22 protein-coding genes are annotated in these 19,117 nt (G+C 54.7%); 18 read left to right on the top strand and 4 right to left on the bottom strand.

The genetic code is table 11. From position 1 onward, the window contains the following. Positions 1 to 55 precede the first annotated feature (55 nt). Positions 56 to 1,771, top strand: a complete 1,716-nt coding sequence (locus tag ACZ46I_RS12375) for an ABC transporter ATP-binding protein (protein ID WP_464280962.1) — start codon at positions 56 to 58, stop codon at positions 1,769 to 1,771. A 2-nt stretch (positions 1,772 to 1,773) separates the two neighbouring features. On the opposite strand, the gene ACZ46I_RS12370 is transcribed toward ACZ46I_RS12375, so the two are convergent. Together ACZ46I_RS12370 and msrA are read right to left on the bottom strand one after the other, a co-directional pair. Beyond that, a complete protein-coding gene (locus ACZ46I_RS12370) occupies positions 1,774 to 2,076 on the bottom strand; it encodes a J domain-containing protein (protein ID WP_013505465.1) in 303 nt (100 codons plus the stop codon). 153 nt (positions 2,077 to 2,229) lie between these two features. Then, positions 2,230 to 2,796, bottom strand: a complete 567-nt coding sequence (msrA, locus tag ACZ46I_RS12365; RefSeq protein ID WP_464280961.1) for a peptide-methionine (S)-S-oxide reductase MsrA — start codon at positions 2,794 to 2,796, stop codon at positions 2,230 to 2,232. A 143-nt stretch (positions 2,797 to 2,939) separates the two neighbouring features. Here msrA and ACZ46I_RS12360 point away from each other — a divergent pair, with 143 nt between their 5' ends. Continuing rightward, positions 2,940 to 4,847, top strand: a complete 1,908-nt coding sequence (locus ACZ46I_RS12360) for a c-type heme family protein (protein ID WP_464280960.1) — start codon at positions 2,940 to 2,942, stop codon at positions 4,845 to 4,847. Continuing rightward, positions 4,826 to 5,365 carry a DUF192 domain-containing protein gene (locus ACZ46I_RS12355; RefSeq protein WP_013505462.1) on the top strand — a complete coding sequence of 180 codons (540 nt, stop codon included), beginning with the start codon at positions 4,826 to 4,828 and terminating at the stop codon, positions 5,363 to 5,365. Before ACZ46I_RS12360 ends, ACZ46I_RS12355 begins: the two co-directional genes overlap by 22 nt. A 10-nt stretch (positions 5,366 to 5,375) precedes the next feature. Here ACZ46I_RS12355 and ACZ46I_RS12350 read toward each other — a convergent pair whose 3' ends face one another. Together ACZ46I_RS12350 and pyrF are read right to left on the bottom strand one after the other, a co-directional pair. Next, the gene (locus tag ACZ46I_RS12350; protein WP_464280959.1) at positions 5,376 to 5,723 is read right to left on the bottom strand and encodes a hypothetical protein; all 348 of its coding nucleotides are present in this window, start codon (positions 5,721 to 5,723) and stop codon (positions 5,376 to 5,378) included. 7 nt (positions 5,724 to 5,730) lie between these two features. Beyond that, on the bottom strand, positions 5,731 to 6,432 hold the full coding sequence (pyrF, locus tag ACZ46I_RS12345; RefSeq protein WP_013505460.1) for an orotidine-5'-phosphate decarboxylase: 702 nt from the start codon (positions 6,430 to 6,432) through the stop codon (positions 5,731 to 5,733). A gap of 222 nt (positions 6,433 to 6,654) precedes the next feature. Between pyrF and ACZ46I_RS12340 the strand changes: the two genes are divergently transcribed. From ACZ46I_RS12340 to ACZ46I_RS12270, 15 genes are all read left to right on the top strand, one after another. Then, a complete protein-coding gene (locus tag ACZ46I_RS12340; RefSeq protein WP_464280958.1) occupies positions 6,655 to 7,446 on the top strand; it encodes an SHOCT domain-containing protein in 792 nt (263 codons plus the stop codon). 60 nt (positions 7,447 to 7,506) lie between these two features. Continuing rightward, positions 7,507 to 8,604, top strand: a complete 1,098-nt coding sequence (locus ACZ46I_RS12335; protein WP_013505458.1) for an Mrp/NBP35 family ATP-binding protein — start codon at positions 7,507 to 7,509, stop codon at positions 8,602 to 8,604. 120 nt (positions 8,605 to 8,724) lie between these two features. Then, positions 8,725 to 9,351, top strand: coding sequence for a recombination-associated protein RdgC (gene rdgC / locus ACZ46I_RS12330; RefSeq protein ID WP_464280957.1), 627 nt, complete (start codon positions 8,725 to 8,727; stop codon positions 9,349 to 9,351). Further along, positions 9,344 to 9,850 (top strand): hypothetical protein, encoded by a 507-nt coding sequence (locus tag ACZ46I_RS12325; RefSeq protein WP_013505456.1) that lies wholly within the window; start codon positions 9,344 to 9,346, stop codon positions 9,848 to 9,850. The genes rdgC and ACZ46I_RS12325 overlap by 8 nt, the downstream gene beginning before the upstream one ends. 20 nt (positions 9,851 to 9,870) lie before the next feature. Next, the gene (gene hisS, locus ACZ46I_RS12320) at positions 9,871 to 11,127 is read left to right on the top strand and encodes a histidine--tRNA ligase (RefSeq protein WP_464280956.1); all 1,257 of its coding nucleotides are present in this window, start codon (positions 9,871 to 9,873) and stop codon (positions 11,125 to 11,127) included. 76 nt (positions 11,128 to 11,203) lie between these two features. Further along, a complete protein-coding gene (aspS, locus tag ACZ46I_RS12315; protein WP_013505454.1) occupies positions 11,204 to 12,982 on the top strand; it encodes an aspartate--tRNA ligase in 1,779 nt (592 codons plus the stop codon). Between the two features lie 22 nt (positions 12,983 to 13,004). Beyond that, positions 13,005 to 13,313: an MTH1187 family thiamine-binding protein gene (locus ACZ46I_RS12310; RefSeq protein WP_226508810.1), complete on the top strand. Its 309-nt coding sequence runs from the start codon at positions 13,005 to 13,007 to the stop codon at positions 13,311 to 13,313. Between the two features lie 19 nt (positions 13,314 to 13,332). Further along, positions 13,333 to 14,271 (top strand): exopolyphosphatase, encoded by a 939-nt coding sequence (locus ACZ46I_RS12305; protein WP_464280955.1) that lies wholly within the window; start codon positions 13,333 to 13,335, stop codon positions 14,269 to 14,271. A 117-nt stretch (positions 14,272 to 14,388) separates the two neighbouring features. Continuing rightward, positions 14,389 to 14,526 carry a 50S ribosomal protein L34 gene (gene rpmH / locus ACZ46I_RS12300; protein ID WP_013505451.1) on the top strand — a complete coding sequence of 46 codons (138 nt, stop codon included), beginning with the start codon at positions 14,389 to 14,391 and terminating at the stop codon, positions 14,524 to 14,526. Then, the gene (gene rnpA, locus ACZ46I_RS12295; protein WP_013505450.1) at positions 14,526 to 14,879 is read left to right on the top strand and encodes a ribonuclease P protein component; all 354 of its coding nucleotides are present in this window, start codon (positions 14,526 to 14,528) and stop codon (positions 14,877 to 14,879) included. The genes rpmH and rnpA overlap by 1 nt, the downstream gene beginning before the upstream one ends. A 3-nt stretch (positions 14,880 to 14,882) precedes the next feature. Further along, positions 14,883 to 15,095: a membrane protein insertion efficiency factor YidD gene (yidD, locus tag ACZ46I_RS12290; RefSeq protein ID WP_013505449.1), complete on the top strand. Its 213-nt coding sequence runs from the start codon at positions 14,883 to 14,885 to the stop codon at positions 15,093 to 15,095. An 11-nt stretch (positions 15,096 to 15,106) separates the two neighbouring features. After that, positions 15,107 to 16,666 (top strand): membrane protein insertase YidC, encoded by a 1,560-nt coding sequence (gene yidC / locus ACZ46I_RS12285; RefSeq protein ID WP_464280954.1) that lies wholly within the window; start codon positions 15,107 to 15,109, stop codon positions 16,664 to 16,666. A 26-nt stretch (positions 16,667 to 16,692) separates the two neighbouring features. Continuing rightward, positions 16,693 to 17,412: an RNA-binding cell elongation regulator Jag/EloR gene (jag, locus tag ACZ46I_RS12280; RefSeq protein ID WP_013505447.1), complete on the top strand. Its 720-nt coding sequence runs from the start codon at positions 16,693 to 16,695 to the stop codon at positions 17,410 to 17,412. A 13-nt stretch (positions 17,413 to 17,425) separates the two neighbouring features. Continuing rightward, positions 17,426 to 18,073 carry a fructose-6-phosphate aldolase gene (fsa, locus tag ACZ46I_RS12275; RefSeq protein ID WP_013505446.1) on the top strand — a complete coding sequence of 216 codons (648 nt, stop codon included), beginning with the start codon at positions 17,426 to 17,428 and terminating at the stop codon, positions 18,071 to 18,073. Positions 18,074 to 18,240: 167 nt separating this feature from the next. Continuing rightward, a complete protein-coding gene (locus ACZ46I_RS12270) occupies positions 18,241 to 19,020 on the top strand; it encodes an IclR family transcriptional regulator (RefSeq protein ID WP_013505445.1) in 780 nt (259 codons plus the stop codon). Positions 19,021 to 19,117: the final 97 nt, after the last annotated feature.

Genomic DNA, 19,117 nt, shown 5'->3' with positions numbered 1-19,117 from the left:
GGTATTCTGGCCTGGCATTTTCAGATTCGTTCCGGCAAAGTGAGATGGCTTTTTCATGGTAGCACGTCGCCTTTTTCGCTATGTTTTCCCCTATACCCGACTGATTGTTATCTCTGTGGTGTTCGGTATCGGTGTTTCACTGGCCGATGCGGGAACGGCCTACCTGGTAAAGCCGGTACTGGATGACATCTTTATCGCCAAACGGGCGGATCTGCTGATCTATCTTCCCATCGGGCTGATTCTGCTCTTTTTCTTTAAAGGTTTTTGCACGTTCTGGCAACAATACACCATCAAAGTGGTCGGTCAGCGTATTGTGCAGGACCTGCGCAACGAACTTTACCAGCATATGCTCAGCCTCTCCATGCGCTTCTATCAGCAGCGCTCAACCGGCTCGCTCATGAGCCGTTCCCTCAACGACATCGACATCATGCGCAATGCCATTGCCCAGGCTGCCATAATCATCGTCAAAGACAGTTTGACGGTCATATTTCTGCTGGCGCTGATCTTCTACCAGAGCTGGCAGCTGGCGGTACTGGCTTTTGTGGTCATGCCCCTGACCTATTTTCCCGTGCGTGCCATCAGCCGCCGTATTCGCAAGTACACCCGCTTCGCCCAGGCCAAAATTGCCGATCTCTCTCAGATACTGCAGGAAACCTTCAGCGGCATCAAGGTCATCAAAGCCTTTGGCCTTGAGCGAAAGATGGGCCAGCATTTCACGGAAAGCAACAGCCGCTACTTTAGTTTTACCCGCAAGGCCATCAAGGGCGATGCCATGGCAACCCCGGTCATTGAACTCTTCACGGGCTTTGGCATTGCGTTGACCATCTGGTTTGGCGGCAAACTGGTGGTGGAGGGCTCCATGACCACCGGCGAGCTTTTCAGCTTTATGGCCGCCCTGACCATGCTCTACAAGCCCATCAAACAATTACTGAAACTGCATGCCACTTTGCAGGCTTCCTTTGGCGCGGCGGAACGGGTCTTTGAGGTTATCGACACGGAAGCGGACATAAAAGATCCTCAGCAGCCACAGCGCGTGGAGCTGCCGGTGCGCCAGGTGTCCTTTGAGCAGGTGAATTTTGCCTATGATGAGCAGGAGTACGTGCTGCGGGACATCAATATAGAGGCCAGGGACAATCAGGTTGTCGCCCTTGTGGGTATGAGCGGTGGAGGGAAGACCACGATCGTTTCCCTGCTGGCAAGGTTCTACGACGTGACTGAGGGGGCCATACGCATCAACGGAGTGGATATCCGCGATATCAGGCGTGAGGATCTGACCTCCCTGATCTCCTTTGTGGATCAGGAGACGATTCTGTTCAACGATACCATACGCCAGAATATTCTCTATGGCCGACCCGATGCTTCTGAAGAGCAGCTGGACAACGCCCTCCGTGCTGCTAACGCCCTGGAGTTTGTCTCCCGGCTGCCCGATGGTCTTGATACCTATATCGGGGATCGGGGGCTGCGTCTTTCCGGCGGTCAGCGGCAGCGTATCTGCCTGGCGCGGGCCATTGTGCGCGAGGCTCCCATACTGATTCTCGATGAGGCGACTTCCGCCCTGGACAATGAATCCGAGGCCCTTATTCAGGAAGCTCTCACGAACCTGATGCGTGAGCGCATGACCTTTGTGATTGCCCACCGCCTTTCCACAATTATTCACGCAGATCAGATCCTGGTGCTGGAAAACGGCAGTGTCGTGGAGGCTGGCACCCATGAAGAGCTCCTGCGGCGCCAGGGAACCTATCAGCGCTACTATTCCATGCAGTTTGGCTGAGTTTATGTGTCGCTGTCTGCCTGGGGCGCGTGATGAAACTGGTGGTAGTATTTCTGGGTAGGATTCTGGCGCAGAAACTCGTCATCGCTGCACTGGAAGTGGTAACGCTCCACATAGTCGCTCAGAATGCCGTAGGCACGGTTCACCTGAGCCATGGTGTCCGCATCCCCTCCGAAATCAGGGTGATGTTTGCGACTGAGCTGACGGTAGCGTGATTTCAGGCGCTCCAGAGTGAAGCGACCGGGCATGCCGAATATCTCGACTGCGTGCCGGAAGTCCTGCAGAGTAATGTCTTCACGCTCCATTCTCTGCTCCCGGCAACCGTATTTCTGACAACGTACTGAAAAATCCCCATTGATGTCGTGGCCCGCTGTCGCGCGGTGCTGCAGGGAATGGGGCGTACGTTGCCCTCCTCGCCCTGCGGGCGCTTTGCCCCTGAGTATCTTTCAGCAACCTGTTTAATCTGTGGTGTTCCTGCACGCTGTTAAGCTCTCCTGTATACGTGAAACTTTGGGGGCGATAACGGCACGGCAGTACCCCTGGGAGGGGTTGTTCGTGAAATAGCGATGATGGTAGGGTTCCGCAGGGTAAAACACGTCCAGTGGCAGAACCTGGGTGACAATTGGCGCAGGAAATTGGTGCTCTCTCTCGAGCCTGTCGATACAGGCGTGCGCCTGCTGGGCCTGTTCGGGGCTATGGAAAAAGATGACCGAGCGGTACTGGGAACCGATATCGTTCCCCTGGCGATCCAGGGAAGTGGGGTCGTGGCTGCGAAAAAAAACATCCAGGAGGTGCTGGTAGCTGAGAATGGCTGGTTCAAAAACGACCTGCACCACTTCGATGTGGCCGGTTTCGCCACGGCAGACTTGCTCGTAAGTTGGCTCCGGGGTTTCGCCACCGCTGTAGCCGGGCAGAGTGCTCAGGACCCCGGGCAGGAGCGCAAAAACGGCTTCCGTGCACCAGAAGCAGCCGCCGCCCATGGTTGCCGTTTCAATTGTCTGCTGATTCACAGCGTTATTGTCCATGCCACTTTGTAGAGGGGGAACGTGAAAAAGTCAACAGTGGCAGGAGCGGTTGGACTTGTGTTTTCAGCTCCTTTGCTTATACAATTGTCTTTGTTCTTTTATGCACATTGATGTCACACGCCGCAATTATACTGGAGTACCCATTGCTGGACCTTATCCGCAAATATGTCATTTTCATCTACGTGTTTATGACCCTGATCCTTTTTGCGGTTTTCTTCGCGTTCGGGATGCATTTGAGCAGTTCCTCCCATGAACAGCTGCTTGATCGTGGACGTACCTTTCTGCAGGAGATTGTCTATGTGCGGCGCTGGGTTTCATTGCATGGCGGTATCTATGTAAAGCGCCAGGAGGGGATGATCCCCAGCCCCCATCTGGAGAAAATCTTCGGCAATGGCAGCAGCATACGCGACGAATTCGGTAATGAGTATCTGCTGCGCACTCCCGCCATGGTGACCCATGAAGTTTCCGATCTGGCCAATATTCACGGAGCCTTTGCTTTTCGAATGGCTGGACTGCTGCCCATCAATCCGAAAAATCAGGCTGATGACTTTGAAACCGCTTCCATTGAAAGATTCCGCGCCGGTGAGATGGAGACCTTTCTCTATGAGAAGCGTGATGGTAAGCCGTTTTTCCGTTATATGGCCCCGCTTCCCATTGAGCCGACCTGCGTGCGCTGTCATACCAATTATGTTCCCGGTGAAATTCATGGTGGCATCAGTATCTGGGTTCCCGCCGACGCGATTCTGAATGATTTGCGTTCCAACCGCCAATTCCTGACAGCGGCCTCTGCCATTACGGTGGTTCTGGCCCTGATGGGGGTGTACTTCCTGACCCTGCCCTTTTCCTCCCGGGTGCAGAGTCGCATGAAAACAGTCCAGGATCGCTGGCAGGAGGCAGAGAAGAAATATCAGCACCTGTTTCATCGTATCCACGATGGCATCATGGTTCTTTCCTCCGACACCGAGGGGAGGCTGGCCATTGCCGATGTGAACGATACCTTCTGCCGTCAGATGGGCTACCCTCGGGAGGTGCTGTTGCAGCTGCGGCTCACGAATCTGGTGGCGGCGCCCCATGGCGTCGCCCTGAAGCAGAGTATTCGCGAGTTTTTCGACCAGCGCTCTCCATCGGCTACCTTTCTCGAAAGCCACCTGAGCAGCAGCAGTGGTGAACTTATCGCCGTGGAGATCAGTCTGAGTTTCCTGGAGCTGGAGCACATGGAAGTCGTGGTTGCCATTGTGCGGGATATCCGTGAGCGCAAGCGCCTGGAGGAGCAGCGTCAGATACTGGTGCAGCAGTCTAAAATGGCCACCATGGGACAGATGCTTTCCAATATAACCCACCAGTGGGGTCAGCCGCTGACCGGGCTGAGCCTGATTCTGCAGGATATCAAGAAGCGCTACGCTCAGGAAGTTGCGGAACCGGAACACTTCCTTGGGCAGGTGGAGAAGGGTCAGGAGAACATCCGTTTTCTGACTCAGACCGTCCGGGTTTTTCGTGATTTTCTGCGTCCAAGTCGCCAGAAGACATCCTTTGACATTGCCAGGGCCACTGAGGAAGTCCTGCAGATCCTCTCCCCACTTCTGCAGCACCACCAGATCCCCGTGGCCCTCTACCGCTGCCATGGGGAAAGTACCCTGGCCCGCCCCATGATGATCTGTGGCTACGCCAATGAATTCAAACAGGTGGTACTGAATATCGTCGGCAATGCCAAGGATGCCATTGTCATGTTCCGCAACCAGGGCGACCTTGCCCGTGGTGAGGGCCGGGTCGAGCTCCGCCTCTATGAAGAGTCCGGCAAGTACATTGTCGAGGTATTCAATACGGGTACGCGCATACCGGAAGGCATGGAAGAAGAAATTTTCCGCGAGCACGTAAGTACGCGGCCAAGTGGCATGGGGACGGGGCTCTATATGGCCCGCTCCATCATCGATGGGCATATGGGCGGCAGGATATATGCGGCGAACACCGATGGTGGCGTGGTCTTTACGCTGCAGCTTCCTCCCCACGACGGGACGACGGATTGTGGGCCGTGTGGCGATATTCGCGTCTGAACCACCTGGTCAGCCTGCTGCTGGTACTTCTGGTGGCGACAGGAAGTCATGGCCGGCAGGCGCTTGTCACCGCCAATGGCTCCGTTCTTGAACTTCCCCGGGATCAGTCGCCCATCACCTTTGAGACAACCCGACTCCGCATTCATGCAGCTGCCGGTGGGAGCCATGAGCTGCTGGTTGAGGTTGCCGGCAGTACCATCCAGCACCAGCGGGGCCTTATGTACCGCACTGCCATGCCGGAGAATTCCGGGATGCTCTTCATCTTCTCCCACGATCACACCAGCGGTTTCTGGATGTACCGCACCCACCTGCCCCTCAGTATCGCCTACATTGCTTCCGATAGGTGTATTGCCGATATCAGGGATATGTTCCCGTGTTCTGAAGGGCCTGTCTCGCTTTGCCAGCGCGAAGCCGTCGCCTATCGTCCAGCACAGCCCTACCGCTACGCCCTGGAGGTGGTTCAGGGGTACTTTTCGCACCGCGGCATCCAGGTGGGCGACTGCCTTGAGTGGGATTGAGGGGAAACGTTCAGGGTCTGATGACCTGACTGCAGGCCTCGAAGCACTGGTTGCAGCGCAGCAGCCAGCGATAGAGGGCACACTTGAGGCTGCGTCGCCCACCAAGGCCACTGCCAATGACCTTGGCCGGGCAGCGGTTGATGCAGCGAACACAGTTTGAGCATGGATGCGGGTGGATATCGGCGGGAGGAAGTTCACCACTACACAGCAGTTTGACATGCACCGACATGGCGGGAACCTCTCGGGCGACAATCAGCCCCTGGTGTTCTCCAGTGTGCAGATATCCCTTGTGGCGCAGCAGATGAATGCTGTTGCGGCGTGACAGGGTGCCGGGCTGCGGGTGGCGGTATACTTCCATGTTTGGGTCACGATAGAGCAGCCTGAATCTCCTGCTGAATGCTTTCGTACGCCTCCAGGGGGCGCTGGTGTTTGATGATGGGGCGTCCGATGACCATGTAGTCGGTGCCCAGGGTGGCTGCTTCAGCCGGGGTGGTGATGCGGGTCTGGTCGTCAGTGGCTGACCATGCGGGACGGATGCCCGGTGTCACGGTGATGAACTCCGCTCCGAGCTGCTGTTTGATGAGTGCGATTTCCTGAGGGGAGCAGACCACGCCGTCCAGGCCGCAGTCTTTGGCCAGGGCTGAAAGTTTGAGGACTTCCTGGTCAATGGGCTCTGTGATTCCCACTTCTTCGATGTCGCGCTGATTCATGCTGGTGAGTACTGTGACTCCGATTATCAGTGGCGGGCTGGAGAGGTGCGCGACGGCGTTCGCGGCCTCCTCCATCATCCTGCGTCCGCCCAGGCAGTGTACGTTCACCATGCGCACACCCATGTCGGCAGCCGCCTTCACGGCTTCGGCAACGGTATTGGGTATGTCGTGGAACTTCAGATCCAGAAAGATGTTGGCTCCATTATTCATCAACTCTTCCACAATGTCGGTGCCTCGGGACACAAAGAGGGCCTTGCCCACCTTGAACCATGGATTGTGGGGTGACAGCTCAGTCACGATGCTTTTGGCAGCCAGCCGGTCACGGGTGTCCAGGGCGACAATGATGGTTGAATGCATGTTTTCTCCTCTTACTTCCCATTTTCGTGGAGGTTACCGTTTTTCTCCACCTATGATTTCGGGCATCATACACCCTTCCTGCGCCCGAGACAACTCTCCTGCTGAGAGTTGAATTTTGCAGCGTTGCAGCGTATAACCAGTCCTGCTTCTTTGCGTTTTCGCCCATGAGGTCTTAACGTGATGCGACTCAAATATACATACAGCTGATAATGGAGGGTTGGAGTGAGAAGTCTTGTATTGATTCTGACGGCGCTGTTTGTGCTTGCCGGTTGCGGTGGGCCGCGCTGGCAGAATATCCAGGTTGATGAGCAGTCTGCCTATACCGTGCGGGTTCAGCATCGGGTTGCAGATGATAAGGTGCAGACGCAGGGTTACCGACATCCGTTGGTGGTTGATGAGCGTATTTTGTCGGACATGCTGGAGCAGCTGACCTACAGGGCAAAAGGTGTTCTGGTGAGCTCTGGTGGTCCGGTTTTTCATGAGCTGGAAGTCCGCCAGCTGGCACCGGCTCTCGTTCAGGCACTGTCCACCGCTGATCAGAACCAGCGGATCTTCTTTTCGTCGTTTTTTCGGGAACCTGGCAGCGCACTCCGGGAGCGTCGCACAGATGGGGTGCTCTTTGTCGATGCCCAGGCTCAGCTCAATATTGCCTTTGCCAATATCCGCCTGCTGCCGGATATTGACAATATGAATCCCCGTTCCATGGATGGTATCCTGGAGCCGCTTCAGGTTACAGATTCGCTGGTTACCCTTGCCATGGATGCCGAGCACTGGCACCATCAGCTTCAATCCAACGCAAAGCCGTACCCCCTCTGGGTGAAAGTTGATGCTTCCTTGTTGTACGAATCGGCGTTGGGAACAGAGTCCTCTGATCCGTCAATGGGTACTGTGCAGCAGCATCGCGAGCGAGTGCGCACAGGCCTGGAATTTTTACAGGAACTGCACGAAAGTGGCCTGATTTCTGAACAGGAATACACAGAGCGCCGCAGCAGGCTGCTCGATACCCTGCAGTAGAAAACTGTCCGCGCAGTGCGCTGCGTCTGATACAGAAAATTTTCATGAGGATAGATATCTATGAGTATTACAGTTGAACAGGTGCGTGAAGCACTGGCTCCGGTGAAGGATCCCGAAATTGGCAGGACACTGCTGGAGCTTGGTATGATCAAGGATATTCAGGTCAGCGGAAATGACACCGATGTGACGGTGGAGTTGACCACGGCCGCCTGCCCGTTAAAGTCTACCATCGAAAACAGTTGTCGCGATGCCATCAAAGCAGCGCTTCCATCCATCGGGACGGTCAATATCCACCTGACGGCCCGCGATAGCCGCAAAGGCACGGCCAAGAGCACTCCTCTGCCTGGAGTAAAGAACATTATTGCGGTTGCCAGCGGGAAGGGGGGCGTGGGCAAGTCGACGGTCAGCGCCAATCTCGCGGTGGCACTCGCCGACATGGGCCATCGCGTTGCGGTACTGGACATGGATTTCTATGGCCCCTCCATCCCGAAGATGTTTGGCATCACGGAAGAAAAACCCACCGTCGATAACGATATGATCATCCCTGTGGTGGCGTACGATGTAAAGGTCATCAGTATCGGATTTTTCGTGGAGGATGACAGCCCGGTGATCTGGCGTGGCCCCATGGTGCATGCTGCCCTGAAGCAGTTTGTCGAAGAGGTGAAGTGGGGGGAAATCGACTACTTTATCCTGGATCTGCCACCGGGAACCGGCGATATTCAGCTGAGCATGGTGAATATGCTGCCGGTGACCGGAGCGGTTATCGTGTCCACGCCCCAGGATGTGGCCCTGCTTGATGCCAGAAAAGCCGTAAGCATGTTTGCGAGCACTGGGGTGGAAATACTGGGTATTGTGGAGAACATGAGCTATCACATCTGCCCGGAATGCAGCCACAAGAGCCATATCTTTGGCGACAGCGGTGCGCGTAAGTATGCCGAAGAGAAGAAATTCCCCTTCCTGGGCGACCTGCCCCTGGAGTTGAGCGTGCGCCAGACCGGTGACGGTGGCAAGCCATTCTTCCTTTGCCTTGATGAGAACGATGAGCTGCGCCAGCGCTTCGCGAAAATAGCCAGAAACCTGGTCTCCAGTGTTGATGTGCGCAATCTCACCAAACCCGCAGCAGCGGTTGTCAGTCGCCAGCCATCCGGCTGCCATTAAATCGCACAGATCCCGGCGCGCCTGTGACAAGCGCTGGGAAGGGTACACGCCGTATTTACAGCGGGCGACTGGTGTAGTACCCTGACACGCTTCTATGATAAATGGGAAAGGGTGATATCCATGGGTTTTTATAGTGGCTCCATCAGCTATACTCCCTATGCGGTGCAGGGCGAACCCGGTATCGACTATATGGAGCAGATGTTTGAAAGTCTGCTGCAGAACCGCTTTGTCTCCTTTGACGAGGTGGATTTTTCCGAGAGTACCATGGGGTGGGTCTCGGCCAGGAATTTTCTCCATAATCACTTCACTCAGGATGAGGTCTTCCCCTCCCGAGATCACATTCTGATCTCCCTGCGCCTTGACAAAAAAGTCGTCCCCTCCCAGATGCTTAAAGCCTTGCTGCCTGAGCGCGAGCAGCAGTATCAGCGCGAGAGCGGCAAAGAACGGTTGACCCGCGATGACCGCATCTTTATCAAGGAGCAGACGCGGCAGTTCCTCATCAAACAGCAGTATCCCCAGACCAAGGTGTGGGATATGCTCTATAATGTGCCGGCTGGACGGGTATTCTTTGGCTCGACGGCTCAGGCAGCCAATGATCTCTTTGTGGAGTACTTCCGCAAGACCTTTGATCGAAAGATCTCCCTGGTTACCCCCCATTGGCGCATGGGGAACATGGAGTTGACTTCTGCCATGGCATGGGCCCGCGAGCAGCTGGCACCGGAAAGTTTCGGGGTGGAGCATGAATAATACCGACTTTCTGGGCAAAGAGTTTCTGATCTGGCTCTGGCACAAGAGTGAAATCATGGAAGGGCGCTACACCTTTGAGAACGAGCTGATTCACATCTGGATCGACGATTTTATCGTGCTGGAGAGCCAGTTTGGCGATGCCCGTGAATCCCGGCTGTCTAAGGGTGAACCATCCATAAGCCCGGAAGCGGCCATGGCCCTGTATGAAGGGAAAAAGGTCAAGGAGTGCAAGATCAAGGTGGAGTTTGGCCCCGAGAAGAACGCCTTGTTCACGCTCAAGGGGACGACGCTGCAGCTGGCAAGCATCAAATTGCCGCTGATTCTGCTGGAAAATGACGAGGAGATATTCATTGAACGCGTGCACTGGCTGGAAAAGCTTGATCGTCTGATCAGTGTGCTGTTCGAAGATTTTGTGCGTGAGCGTCTGGAGAAAGACGCCTGGAAAGAGCGCAAGGAGCGCATCGTCCAGTGGATTCGCCAGAAACGCGAATCCTGCTGAGTCTGCATACAGGGAAAAATATGTCAGAAAAACAGATTAAAGCAATACGCGGCTTCAATGATCTGCTCAGCCCCATGGCCAGGCGCTGGAGTCAGGCTGAGCAGATTCTGCAGGAGATCCTTGAAAACTGGCGTTACCAGGAGATCCGCCTGCCCATCATGGAAAAAACAGAACTCTTCTGCCGCGGCATCGGAGAGAACACCGATATCGTGGGCAAAGAGATGTACACCTTTGCGGACAAATCGGACGAGTCGGTTACCCTGCGTCCCGAAGGCACCGCCGGAGTCGTGCGGGCCTATGTGGAGAATAAGCTCTACAACGAGCTGGCTCCCCAGCGGGTCTGGTACCGTGGCCCCATGTTCCGTTATGAGCGTCCCCAGAAAGGCCGTTATCGCCAGTTTCACCAGCTGGGTGTGGAAGTGTTCGGCGAAACCGAGGCGACCATTGACGCCGAAACCATCGCCCTTGGTTACACCATGCTGGTCGAACTGGGCATTGCCGCAGGGGTGACCATTGAAATCAACAATATCGGCTGCCCCCAGTGTCGTCCCGGCTATCGCCAGGCTCTGGTGGCATTTTTGAATGCCCGCCGCGAGCACCTGTGTGAAAACTGTGTGGAGCGCATTGAGAAAAACCCCCTGCGGGTGCTGGATTGCAAAAACCCGGAGTGTCAGGCCCAGGTGGCCAGTGCTCCCACCATTGACGAACACCGCTGTGAATCCTGTGCCGCACACTATGGAGCGCTGCAGATCTATCTGGACGCCTACGGAGTGCCTTACCAGCGCAACCCGTTTATGGTGCGAGGCCTGGATTACTATGTGGGCACGGCATTTGAGTTTACCACCAGCCTGCTGGGCTCCCAGAATGCCATTGGTGGTGGTGGTCGCTACGATGGACTGGTGGAGGATCTGGGTGGTCCTGCCACAGCTGCCGTGGGCTTTGCCTTCGGCATGGAACGGGTCATGTTGCTGGTGGAGCATTTCGATTCACTACAGGCAGACTTATCCCTTGATTTTTATATTGGATACACGGAGAATACTTTTACTTTACAGGGGCTGCAGGCCCTGCGCGCCCTGCGGGCGCTGGGGAAAACCAGCGAGCTTGATACCCGCCAGCGTTCAGTGAAAAACATCTTCAAGCGCGGTGATCGCCTGGGTGCCCGCCACGTGGTACTGATCGGTGGTGATGAAGCCGCTGGCAACTTCTTTACGGTGAAGGAGCTGGCGACGGGAGAACAGCGCCAGGTTCCACTGGCTGAGCTTGCGAAACTTCCGTAACCAGGATTGTTCCGGGATTACGGCCAAACAGGTAGCCTGATATTTTTGTACTATAGCTTAAGGAGATCCATCGTTTATGGACAGTATCCAGGGACTTCAGAGAACGCATTCATGTGGCCAGCTTGGCATAGAGAACATTGGTGAATCAGTTACCCTGATGGGCTGGGCCCACCGCCGCCGCGACCACGGTGGCCTGATTTTTGTCGATCTGCGTGATCGCGACGGACTGACCCAGCTGGTCATGGACCCCCAGGTCAATCAGGAGGTTCACGAAAAGGGTGAATCCATCCGCTCCGAATATGTGCTGGCCATTGTGGGCACTGTGCGCCACCGCCCCGAAGGTACGGTAAACGAGAAGCTGAAAACCGGTGCCATCGAAGTGGTGGTCAGTGAGCTGCGCATTGTCAGCGTGGCCAAGACCCCGCCCTTCATGATCGACGAGTACACCGATGTCAGCGAAAACCTGCGCCTGAAATACCGCTACCTGGATCTGCGCCGTCCCGAAATCCAGAAGCACATCATCAACCGCCACCGCCTGACCCGCTCCATGCGCGAATACCTCTACGAAAAAGGCTTTCTGGATATCGAAACGCCGGTGCTGACCAAATCCACCCCCGAGGGGGCGCGGGACTACCTGGTGCCTTCGCGGGTCAATCCCGGCCGCTTCTTTGCCCTGCCTCAGTCACCCCAGCTTTTCAAGCAGCTGTTGATGGTTTCCGGCTACGACAAGTACTTCCAGATCGTCAAGTGCTTCCGCGACGAGGACCTGCGCGCCGATCGCCAACCCGAATTCACCCAGCTGGATATGGAGATGAGCTTCATCGATCGCGAGCAGCTCTTTGCGCTGATCGAAGGCCTGATGCAGAAGCTGTGGCGCGATATCGCCGACCGGGAAATTCCCGTACCCTTCCCCCGCCTTTCTTACCAGGAGGCCATGGACCGCTTTGGCTCCGACAAGCCTGACACCCGTTTTGGACTGGAGCTGCAGGATCTGAGCGACCTGGATTTCTCAGGTTTCAAGGTTTTCCAGAGCGCGCTTGAAAATGGCGGCCAGGTCAAGGCCATCAATGGAGTGGGCTGTGAACACCTGAGCCGCAAGGATATTGACGACATCACCAAGGACCTGGCGGTTTACGGTGCCAAAGGCCTGGCCTATATCAAGGTGCGGGAAAACGAGTATCAGAGCCCCATCACCAAATTCCTGGGCGAGGCCACCCTGGAGGCCATCGTTAAGCGCGTCGGTGCGAAACCGGGCGACTGTATCTTCTTTATGGCTGACACCAGAAGCGTCGTGGCCAACTCCCTGGGCCAGCTGCGCCTGATTCTGGCTCAGCGTCTCGGCCTTATCGACAACAATCAGTACAACTTCCTGTGGGTCACCGACTTCCCCCTACTGGAGTGGGATGAGGACAGCAAGCGCTTCATGGCCATGCACCACCCCTTCACCTCTCCCCTGGAAGAGGACTTCGGTCTGCTGGAGAGCGATCCCGGTGCCGCCCGCGCCCGCGCCTATGACCTGGTGCTCAATGGCTCGGAAATCGGCGGCGGCTCCATCCGTATTCACACCATGGAGCTGCAGCAGCGCATGTTCTCCCTGTTGGGAATCGGCGAAGAAGAGGCGCGCATGAAGTTTGGCTTCCTGCTGGATGCCCTGGAGTTCGGTGCGCCTCCCCACGGCGGTATTGCTTTCGGCGTTGACCGCATCGCCATGATTCTTTCGGGCACCAGCTCCATCCGCGATGTCATCGCTTTCCCGAAAACCCAGAAGGCCACCTGCCTGCTGACCGATGCCCCCAGTGTGGTCGACCAGCGTCAGCTGCAGGAGCTGCATATCAAGAGTACGCATATTGAATAGCCACTGAAACGGAGGTGCGAGCATGCTGGCTGAGTTTTCCATAACCCCCATCGACAAAGCTCACGGGCACTTGTCGGAATATGTTGCCAAAACCATAGAGATTATACGGCAGAGTGGATTGCCCTATGAACTGCATGCCATGGGAACTATTGTTGAGGGTGAACCGGAAGAGGTCTTTGCCTTGATCCAGAAGTGCCATGTCAACATGCGTCAGCACTCTCTGCGAGTTTCCACCTCCATTAAGATTGACGACAAGGTGGGCACCACCGGAGCCCTGTACAAGAAGGTCAAGTCAGTGGAAAGCAAACTGGACCAGGGTGGTTCGGGATAACTGGAAAAAGGAGTGAATCATGGTTCCATTGGGAGGAATGTACCGTCTCGTAACCCGCAGTGACTTTGATGGTCTGGTCTGCGGTGTGTTGCTGAAAGAAATGGGCCTGATCAACGATATTCTCTTCGTGCACCCCAAAGATATGCAGGATCAGAAAATTCAGATAACGTCGCGGGATATCACCACGAACCTTCCCTATGTCCCGGGTGTGCATCTGGCCTTTGACCACCATGAGAGCGAAGTCATCCGTGCTGGAGGCACTCGCGAGGAAAATCATATCATCGACGCGATGGCACCATCGGCAGCCCGCGTCGTCTATAACTACTTTGGTGGCGATGAGCGCTTCGGTGGCATTATTTCCTCTGATATGATGGCTGCCGTAGACAAGGGGGATTCCGCTCAGTTTACCCGTGAGGAAGTTCTGGATCCCAAGGACTGGGTGCTCCTGAATTTCCTGATGGACGCCCGCACCGGACTTGGTCGTTTCCGCAACTTCCGTGTTTCCAACTATCAGCTGATGATGGACCTGATAGACTATTGTAAACACCACTCCATACAGGAGATCATGGCTTTACCCGACGTGCAGGAGCGGGTGGAGCTGTTTTTTGAGCAGCAGGATCTCTTCAAGGATCAGATAAAGCGCTGCACCACCATGCGTGGAACCTTGGCAGTGCTTGATCTGCGTGGAGAGGATACCATTTATACGGGCAATCGCTTTATGATCTATGCCCTTTTCCCCCAGTCGCTTATCTCAATCCATGTCCTGTGGGGCCTGAAGAAACAGAATACGGTCTTTGCGGTGGGGAAATCCATTTTTGACCGCTCTTCAACCGTCAATATAGGTAAGCTGATGCTGGAATATGGGGGCGGTGGCCATGCCAATGCCGGTACCTGTCAGGTGGGGAATCAGGATGCTGAGAGCCTTCTGCGTGAGCTGGTGGAGAAACTCCAGGGATAAGGGGCGAAAGGCGTTGACTTTTCCCACTGGTCTTCTCTATAATGCGCCGGTTTTGCCTCTTCAGGCAGATTTTCTGCAGAGATTGAAATACAGAACATGGAAATGTAAGGAGATAATATGCAACAGAGAACATTCCGCCCCAACAACCGCCGCAAAAAGGTAAAGCAAGGCTTCCGCGCCCGCATGGCAACCAAGAATGGCCGTAAGGTACTCGCACGTCGTCGTGCCAAAGGGAGAGCCGTACTCGCTGCCTGATGGACGATAACCGTTTTCCAGCGTCGCTACGACTACAGAAAAACCGCCAGTTCCGGGCGGTTTACGACGCTGGGAAGGTTGTGCGCAGCCAGTATTTCGTGCTGGTGTTCCTCCGGGCAGAACAACTGAAAGTTGGAGTTGTGGTAAGCAAGAAAGTGGGAAATGCCGTCGTGCGGAACCGATTAAAGCGTCTGATGCGTGAAGCCTTCCGTCGGAACCGAAAGTACATTCAGGGACAGTACCATATCATTATGGCGGCCAGGCCGCCTGCTGCAGAACTGAAGGGCCCCGAGGCGATGAGCGCACTTGAGCATCTGCTTCAAAGGGCCAAGTTCATTCCGGCATGTGATTGACCTATGAAACACGTTATGATTCTGATTATCCGCTTCTACCGGTATATCATCTCTCCCATGCTCCCGCCTTCGTGCCGGTTTACGCCCACCTGTAGCTCCTACGCGCTGGAAGCTTTCACTCGCCACGGTTTCTTTAAAGGCTTCTATCTGACGCTGTGGCGTCTGCTGCGTTGCCACCCTTTCTGCAAGGGTGGTTATGACCCTGTACCTGACTAAAGGAGGATTACATGGATAACAAGATGGTGCTTGCCATCGTGCTTTCGGCAATAGTGCTCTTCAGCTATCAGATTTTTTTTATAGAGATGGACGAACCTCCCCTTCCCGTTGATGGCGCTCCGGCCAAAGTTGCGGAGCCCACTCTACAGGCACCTGCTCAGAATGATGCGGTTCCTGCGCTTCCCGCTACCCAGTTCTCCTCGTCACCCTCACTGGATCAGGGCCTTTCTGACCAATCCCTGCGTATTGTTGATGGTCGAGATGTGGTTCTGGAAAATGATCTTATCATCGCGACTTTCAGTACTTCCGGAGGACATCTGCAGTCTCTGCGGCTCAAGGAGCATCAGGAGGATGGCCGAGGCGGCGCCATGGTGGAAATGATACGAGCGGGCTACCCAGCGTTTACCTCAGTTATCGCAACTCCCACGGGCAACATTGACCTGGCAGGACTGCCTTTCACTGTGGAGCAGCAGACCGACAACAGTGTCACCTTTCATACGCTTTTGCCCGATGGCAGAGATGTGCGCAAGCAGTATACACTTTCCGGCGCCTACGAATTTTCCATCCGCTACGATATGGAGTGCGCACCGGGAGCCTGTGCTGCCGTTACCACACTGCCCGTTGAAATTGTTGCAAATGTCAAAGGCGACACCTTCTCCTTTGAAGGGATTGTTCATGGATCCGCCGATGCTGGTCTGGATAAAATCAAGTACAGCGATGTTTCGGCGGTACGGGATATCCGGAACATTGGGTATGGTGGTGTGATGGACAAGTACTTCCTGATTGCTTTTCTGCCCAGCCCACAGGACACTTTTCGCCTTTTCCCGGACATCCCCCAGCGTGGTGCCGCCCTGGTGAGCCCACTGGGAACATCGGTGACCGTTTTCGCTGGTCCCAAACTCAAGGGAATACTCGATACCTATGATGTCGGTCTCTCCCAGACGATCGACTACGGATTCCTCAGCATTCTTGCAGCGCCGCTGATGCAGGCTATCCGCTGGTTCTACTCGCTGACCGGCAACTACGGTGTGGCCATTATCCTGCTGACCGTGTGTATCAAGATCATCTTCTTCCCGCTGAGCCATAAGTCTTATAAGTCCATGAAGAAAATCAGCGTGTTGGCTCCTGAGCTGAAAAAACTCAAAGAGAAGTTCAAAAATGACCCTCAGAAGCTCAATACTGCAACCATGGAACTGTATAAGACCCACAAGGCGAATCCCCTGAGCGGATGTCTGCCTATCCTGGTGCAGATTCCCGTCTTTTTTGCTCTGTACAAAACCCTGATGAACGCCATTGAGCTGCGTCATGCTCCTTTTGCGCTGTGGATCAATGACTTGAGCGCCCTTGATCCCTACTATATTACCCCGGTCATCATGGGTGCCACTATGTTCCTGCAGCAGAAGATGACTCCCACCGCCATGGATCCGGTGCAGCGCAAGATCATGCTTTCACTGCCCATTGTGTTCACCTTTTTGTTTATGACATTCCCGTCAGGTCTGATCCTTTACTGGATAGTCAACAATGTTCTGTCCATCGCCCAGCAGTACTACATTAATAAACGACCTGACTGAGACTGATACCTGTAAGGAGTCGCTGCATGAAAGTGATAGAAATAGAAGGCAAGTCTGTAGATGAGGCAGTCAGCGCTGCCCTTGAAGAGCTTGGCGGCGTCAGCCGCGACAGCGTGACCATTGAGGTGCTTGAAGAGGGAACCAAGGGCCTGTTTGGACTGTTGGGTACACGACCGACCCGAGTGCGTGTCAGTTATACCCCTGAAGGCGGGAAGCTGGACATGGCTCAGCGGCACCTTGAATTCTTCCTCGAGCGAATGGGGGTGAATGTCATCTCCATCAGCCGCACCGAGCAATCCGACGGTACCTGGCTTTTTCATGTGAACTCCACTGACGACGAGGTATTGCGCTATCACAATGGTGAGCCCCTGGAAGCCATTGCCTTTGTTATCTCGCGTATGGTGAATCAGTCTGCGGAAGATCACCTGCGACTGATGATCGACAGCAACAACTACCTGAAGGAAGTTGAGCTTACGCTGCGAGAAGAGGCGCTGGAGCTGGCTCAAAAGGCGATAGATACCGGTCGCAGTATTCCCATGCGCCCCATGAACTCGCGCGAGCGAAAAATTGTCCATGTCACACTGCAGGATATTGAAAGTATTAAAACCGCCTCCAGCGGTGAAGGGCACCGCCGCAAGGTGATTATTATCCCGGAAGGCGCCGAGCGACCTTACAGTAACAGTCGCCGCCCAGGGGCAAACAGCAGGCGGCGCAGCAGCGGGCCTCGTCAGGCTGCGGAAGAGTAGAAGGAGTTCACCTATGAAGTTTTTTATTGATACCGCTAACCTGCAGGAAATTACTCAGGCCAGTGCCTGGGGTCTGATTGACGGAGTTACCACCAACCCGAGCCTGCTGGCCAAAGAGGGTAAGCAGGATTCGCGAGAACTTTTCCGTGATATCTGCGCTCTCGTGGATGGTCCGGTCAGCGCCGAGGTCATAGCCCTTGATGCAAAGGGAATGCTTCGCGAAGCCAGGGAGCTGGCGAAGATAGCCGATAATATTGTCATTAAGCTCCCCCTGACCCTCGAAGGTCTTCAGGCTACCAAGGCGCTGTGCTCTGAAGGTATCATGACCAACGTCACTCTGTGCTTCAGTGCGAATCAGGCACTGCTGGCAGCCAAAGCCGGTGCTACCTATATCAGTCCCTTTGTGGGGAGACTGGATGACATCGCTGCTGGTGGACTTGAGCTTGTTTCCCAAATCCGCACCATATATGATAACTACGATTTTGCCACCCAGATTATTGTCGCCAGTGTGCGCAGCCCCCTGCATGTGCTTGATTCCGCTCTGATTGGCGCTGATATTGCAACTATCCCCTTTAAGGTCCTTTCCCAACTGGTTCAGCATCCCCTTACCGATCGGGGAATTGATGCCTTCCTCGCTGACTGGCAGAAAACCAACCAATAGAATGGTATTTTGACATTTCCATGACACTATCTTCACAAATAGTGTCATTTCAAGGGGATTGAGAATGTTATCACAATAACACAAGAGAGAGTCGATAAAAGTTATTGACTGTTATAAAACATCATTCTATATTGTCCGGCAATTATGACTCTGAAGGTAGGCAACCAATGGAACGCAAAAAAACTGACTATATTATTCAATCCGTTTCCCACGCTCTGGATATATTGGAAGAGTTCTGTGTGAGCGAAGAATCCGAGATGGGAGTGACCGAGCTCTCCAAAAAACTCGGGTTGCATAAGAACAATGTCTTTCGCCTTTTGGCAACCCTCGAATCCAGAGGATACATCGAGCAGAACCCGGTCAATGGAAATTATCAGCTTGGCTATCGCTCCCTTGAGCTGGGTCAGGTGTTTGTCAGTCAGCTGGGATTGCTGAAGCAGGCGCGGCCTGTGCTGGAAGAGGCGGTGGCCAAGTGCAACGAGTCCATTTATCTGGGCGTCCTGCGCGATACCAACGTGGTGTACCTGGATATCGTCGAAACCTCACATCCTGTTCGGGTGGTTCCCCGTGTGGGAACTATTGTTCCGGCGTACTGTACCGCCATTGGAAAAGCTCAGCTTTCCCATGACAGCAGTGAAGAGGTTGAGCGTATTCTCTCCCAGTGTGATCTCAGGAAGTGGACCCCGAACACCCTTGATTCGGTCGATAAAATTATGGAAGATGTGCAGCTTTCCGCGAAACGGGGCTATGCTGTTGATCTCGAGGAGTATCAGCAGGGAGTTGTTTGTGTGGGAGTCAGTGTCAAGGATTACACAAATACCCCGGTTGCCGGTATCAGTTTTACTGGGCCGGTGCAGCGCATGACCCTTGAGCGGGTTGAGAATGAGATACTGCCAATTGTCATGGAAGCCGGGCGGGAAATTTCCCGGCGACTGGGCGCCTACTGATCACCCGTGGGTGAAGCGTTCTGTTTCCTGTAGATTCCGCAATAAAAGAGCCGCCTGACAAAAGTCAGGCGGCTCTTTTTGTTGGCAAGCTGAGTGA

The organism is Desulfurispirillum alkaliphilum (assembly GCF_055378285.1).
This window is presented reverse-complemented; position numbering and strand designations above follow the sequence as displayed.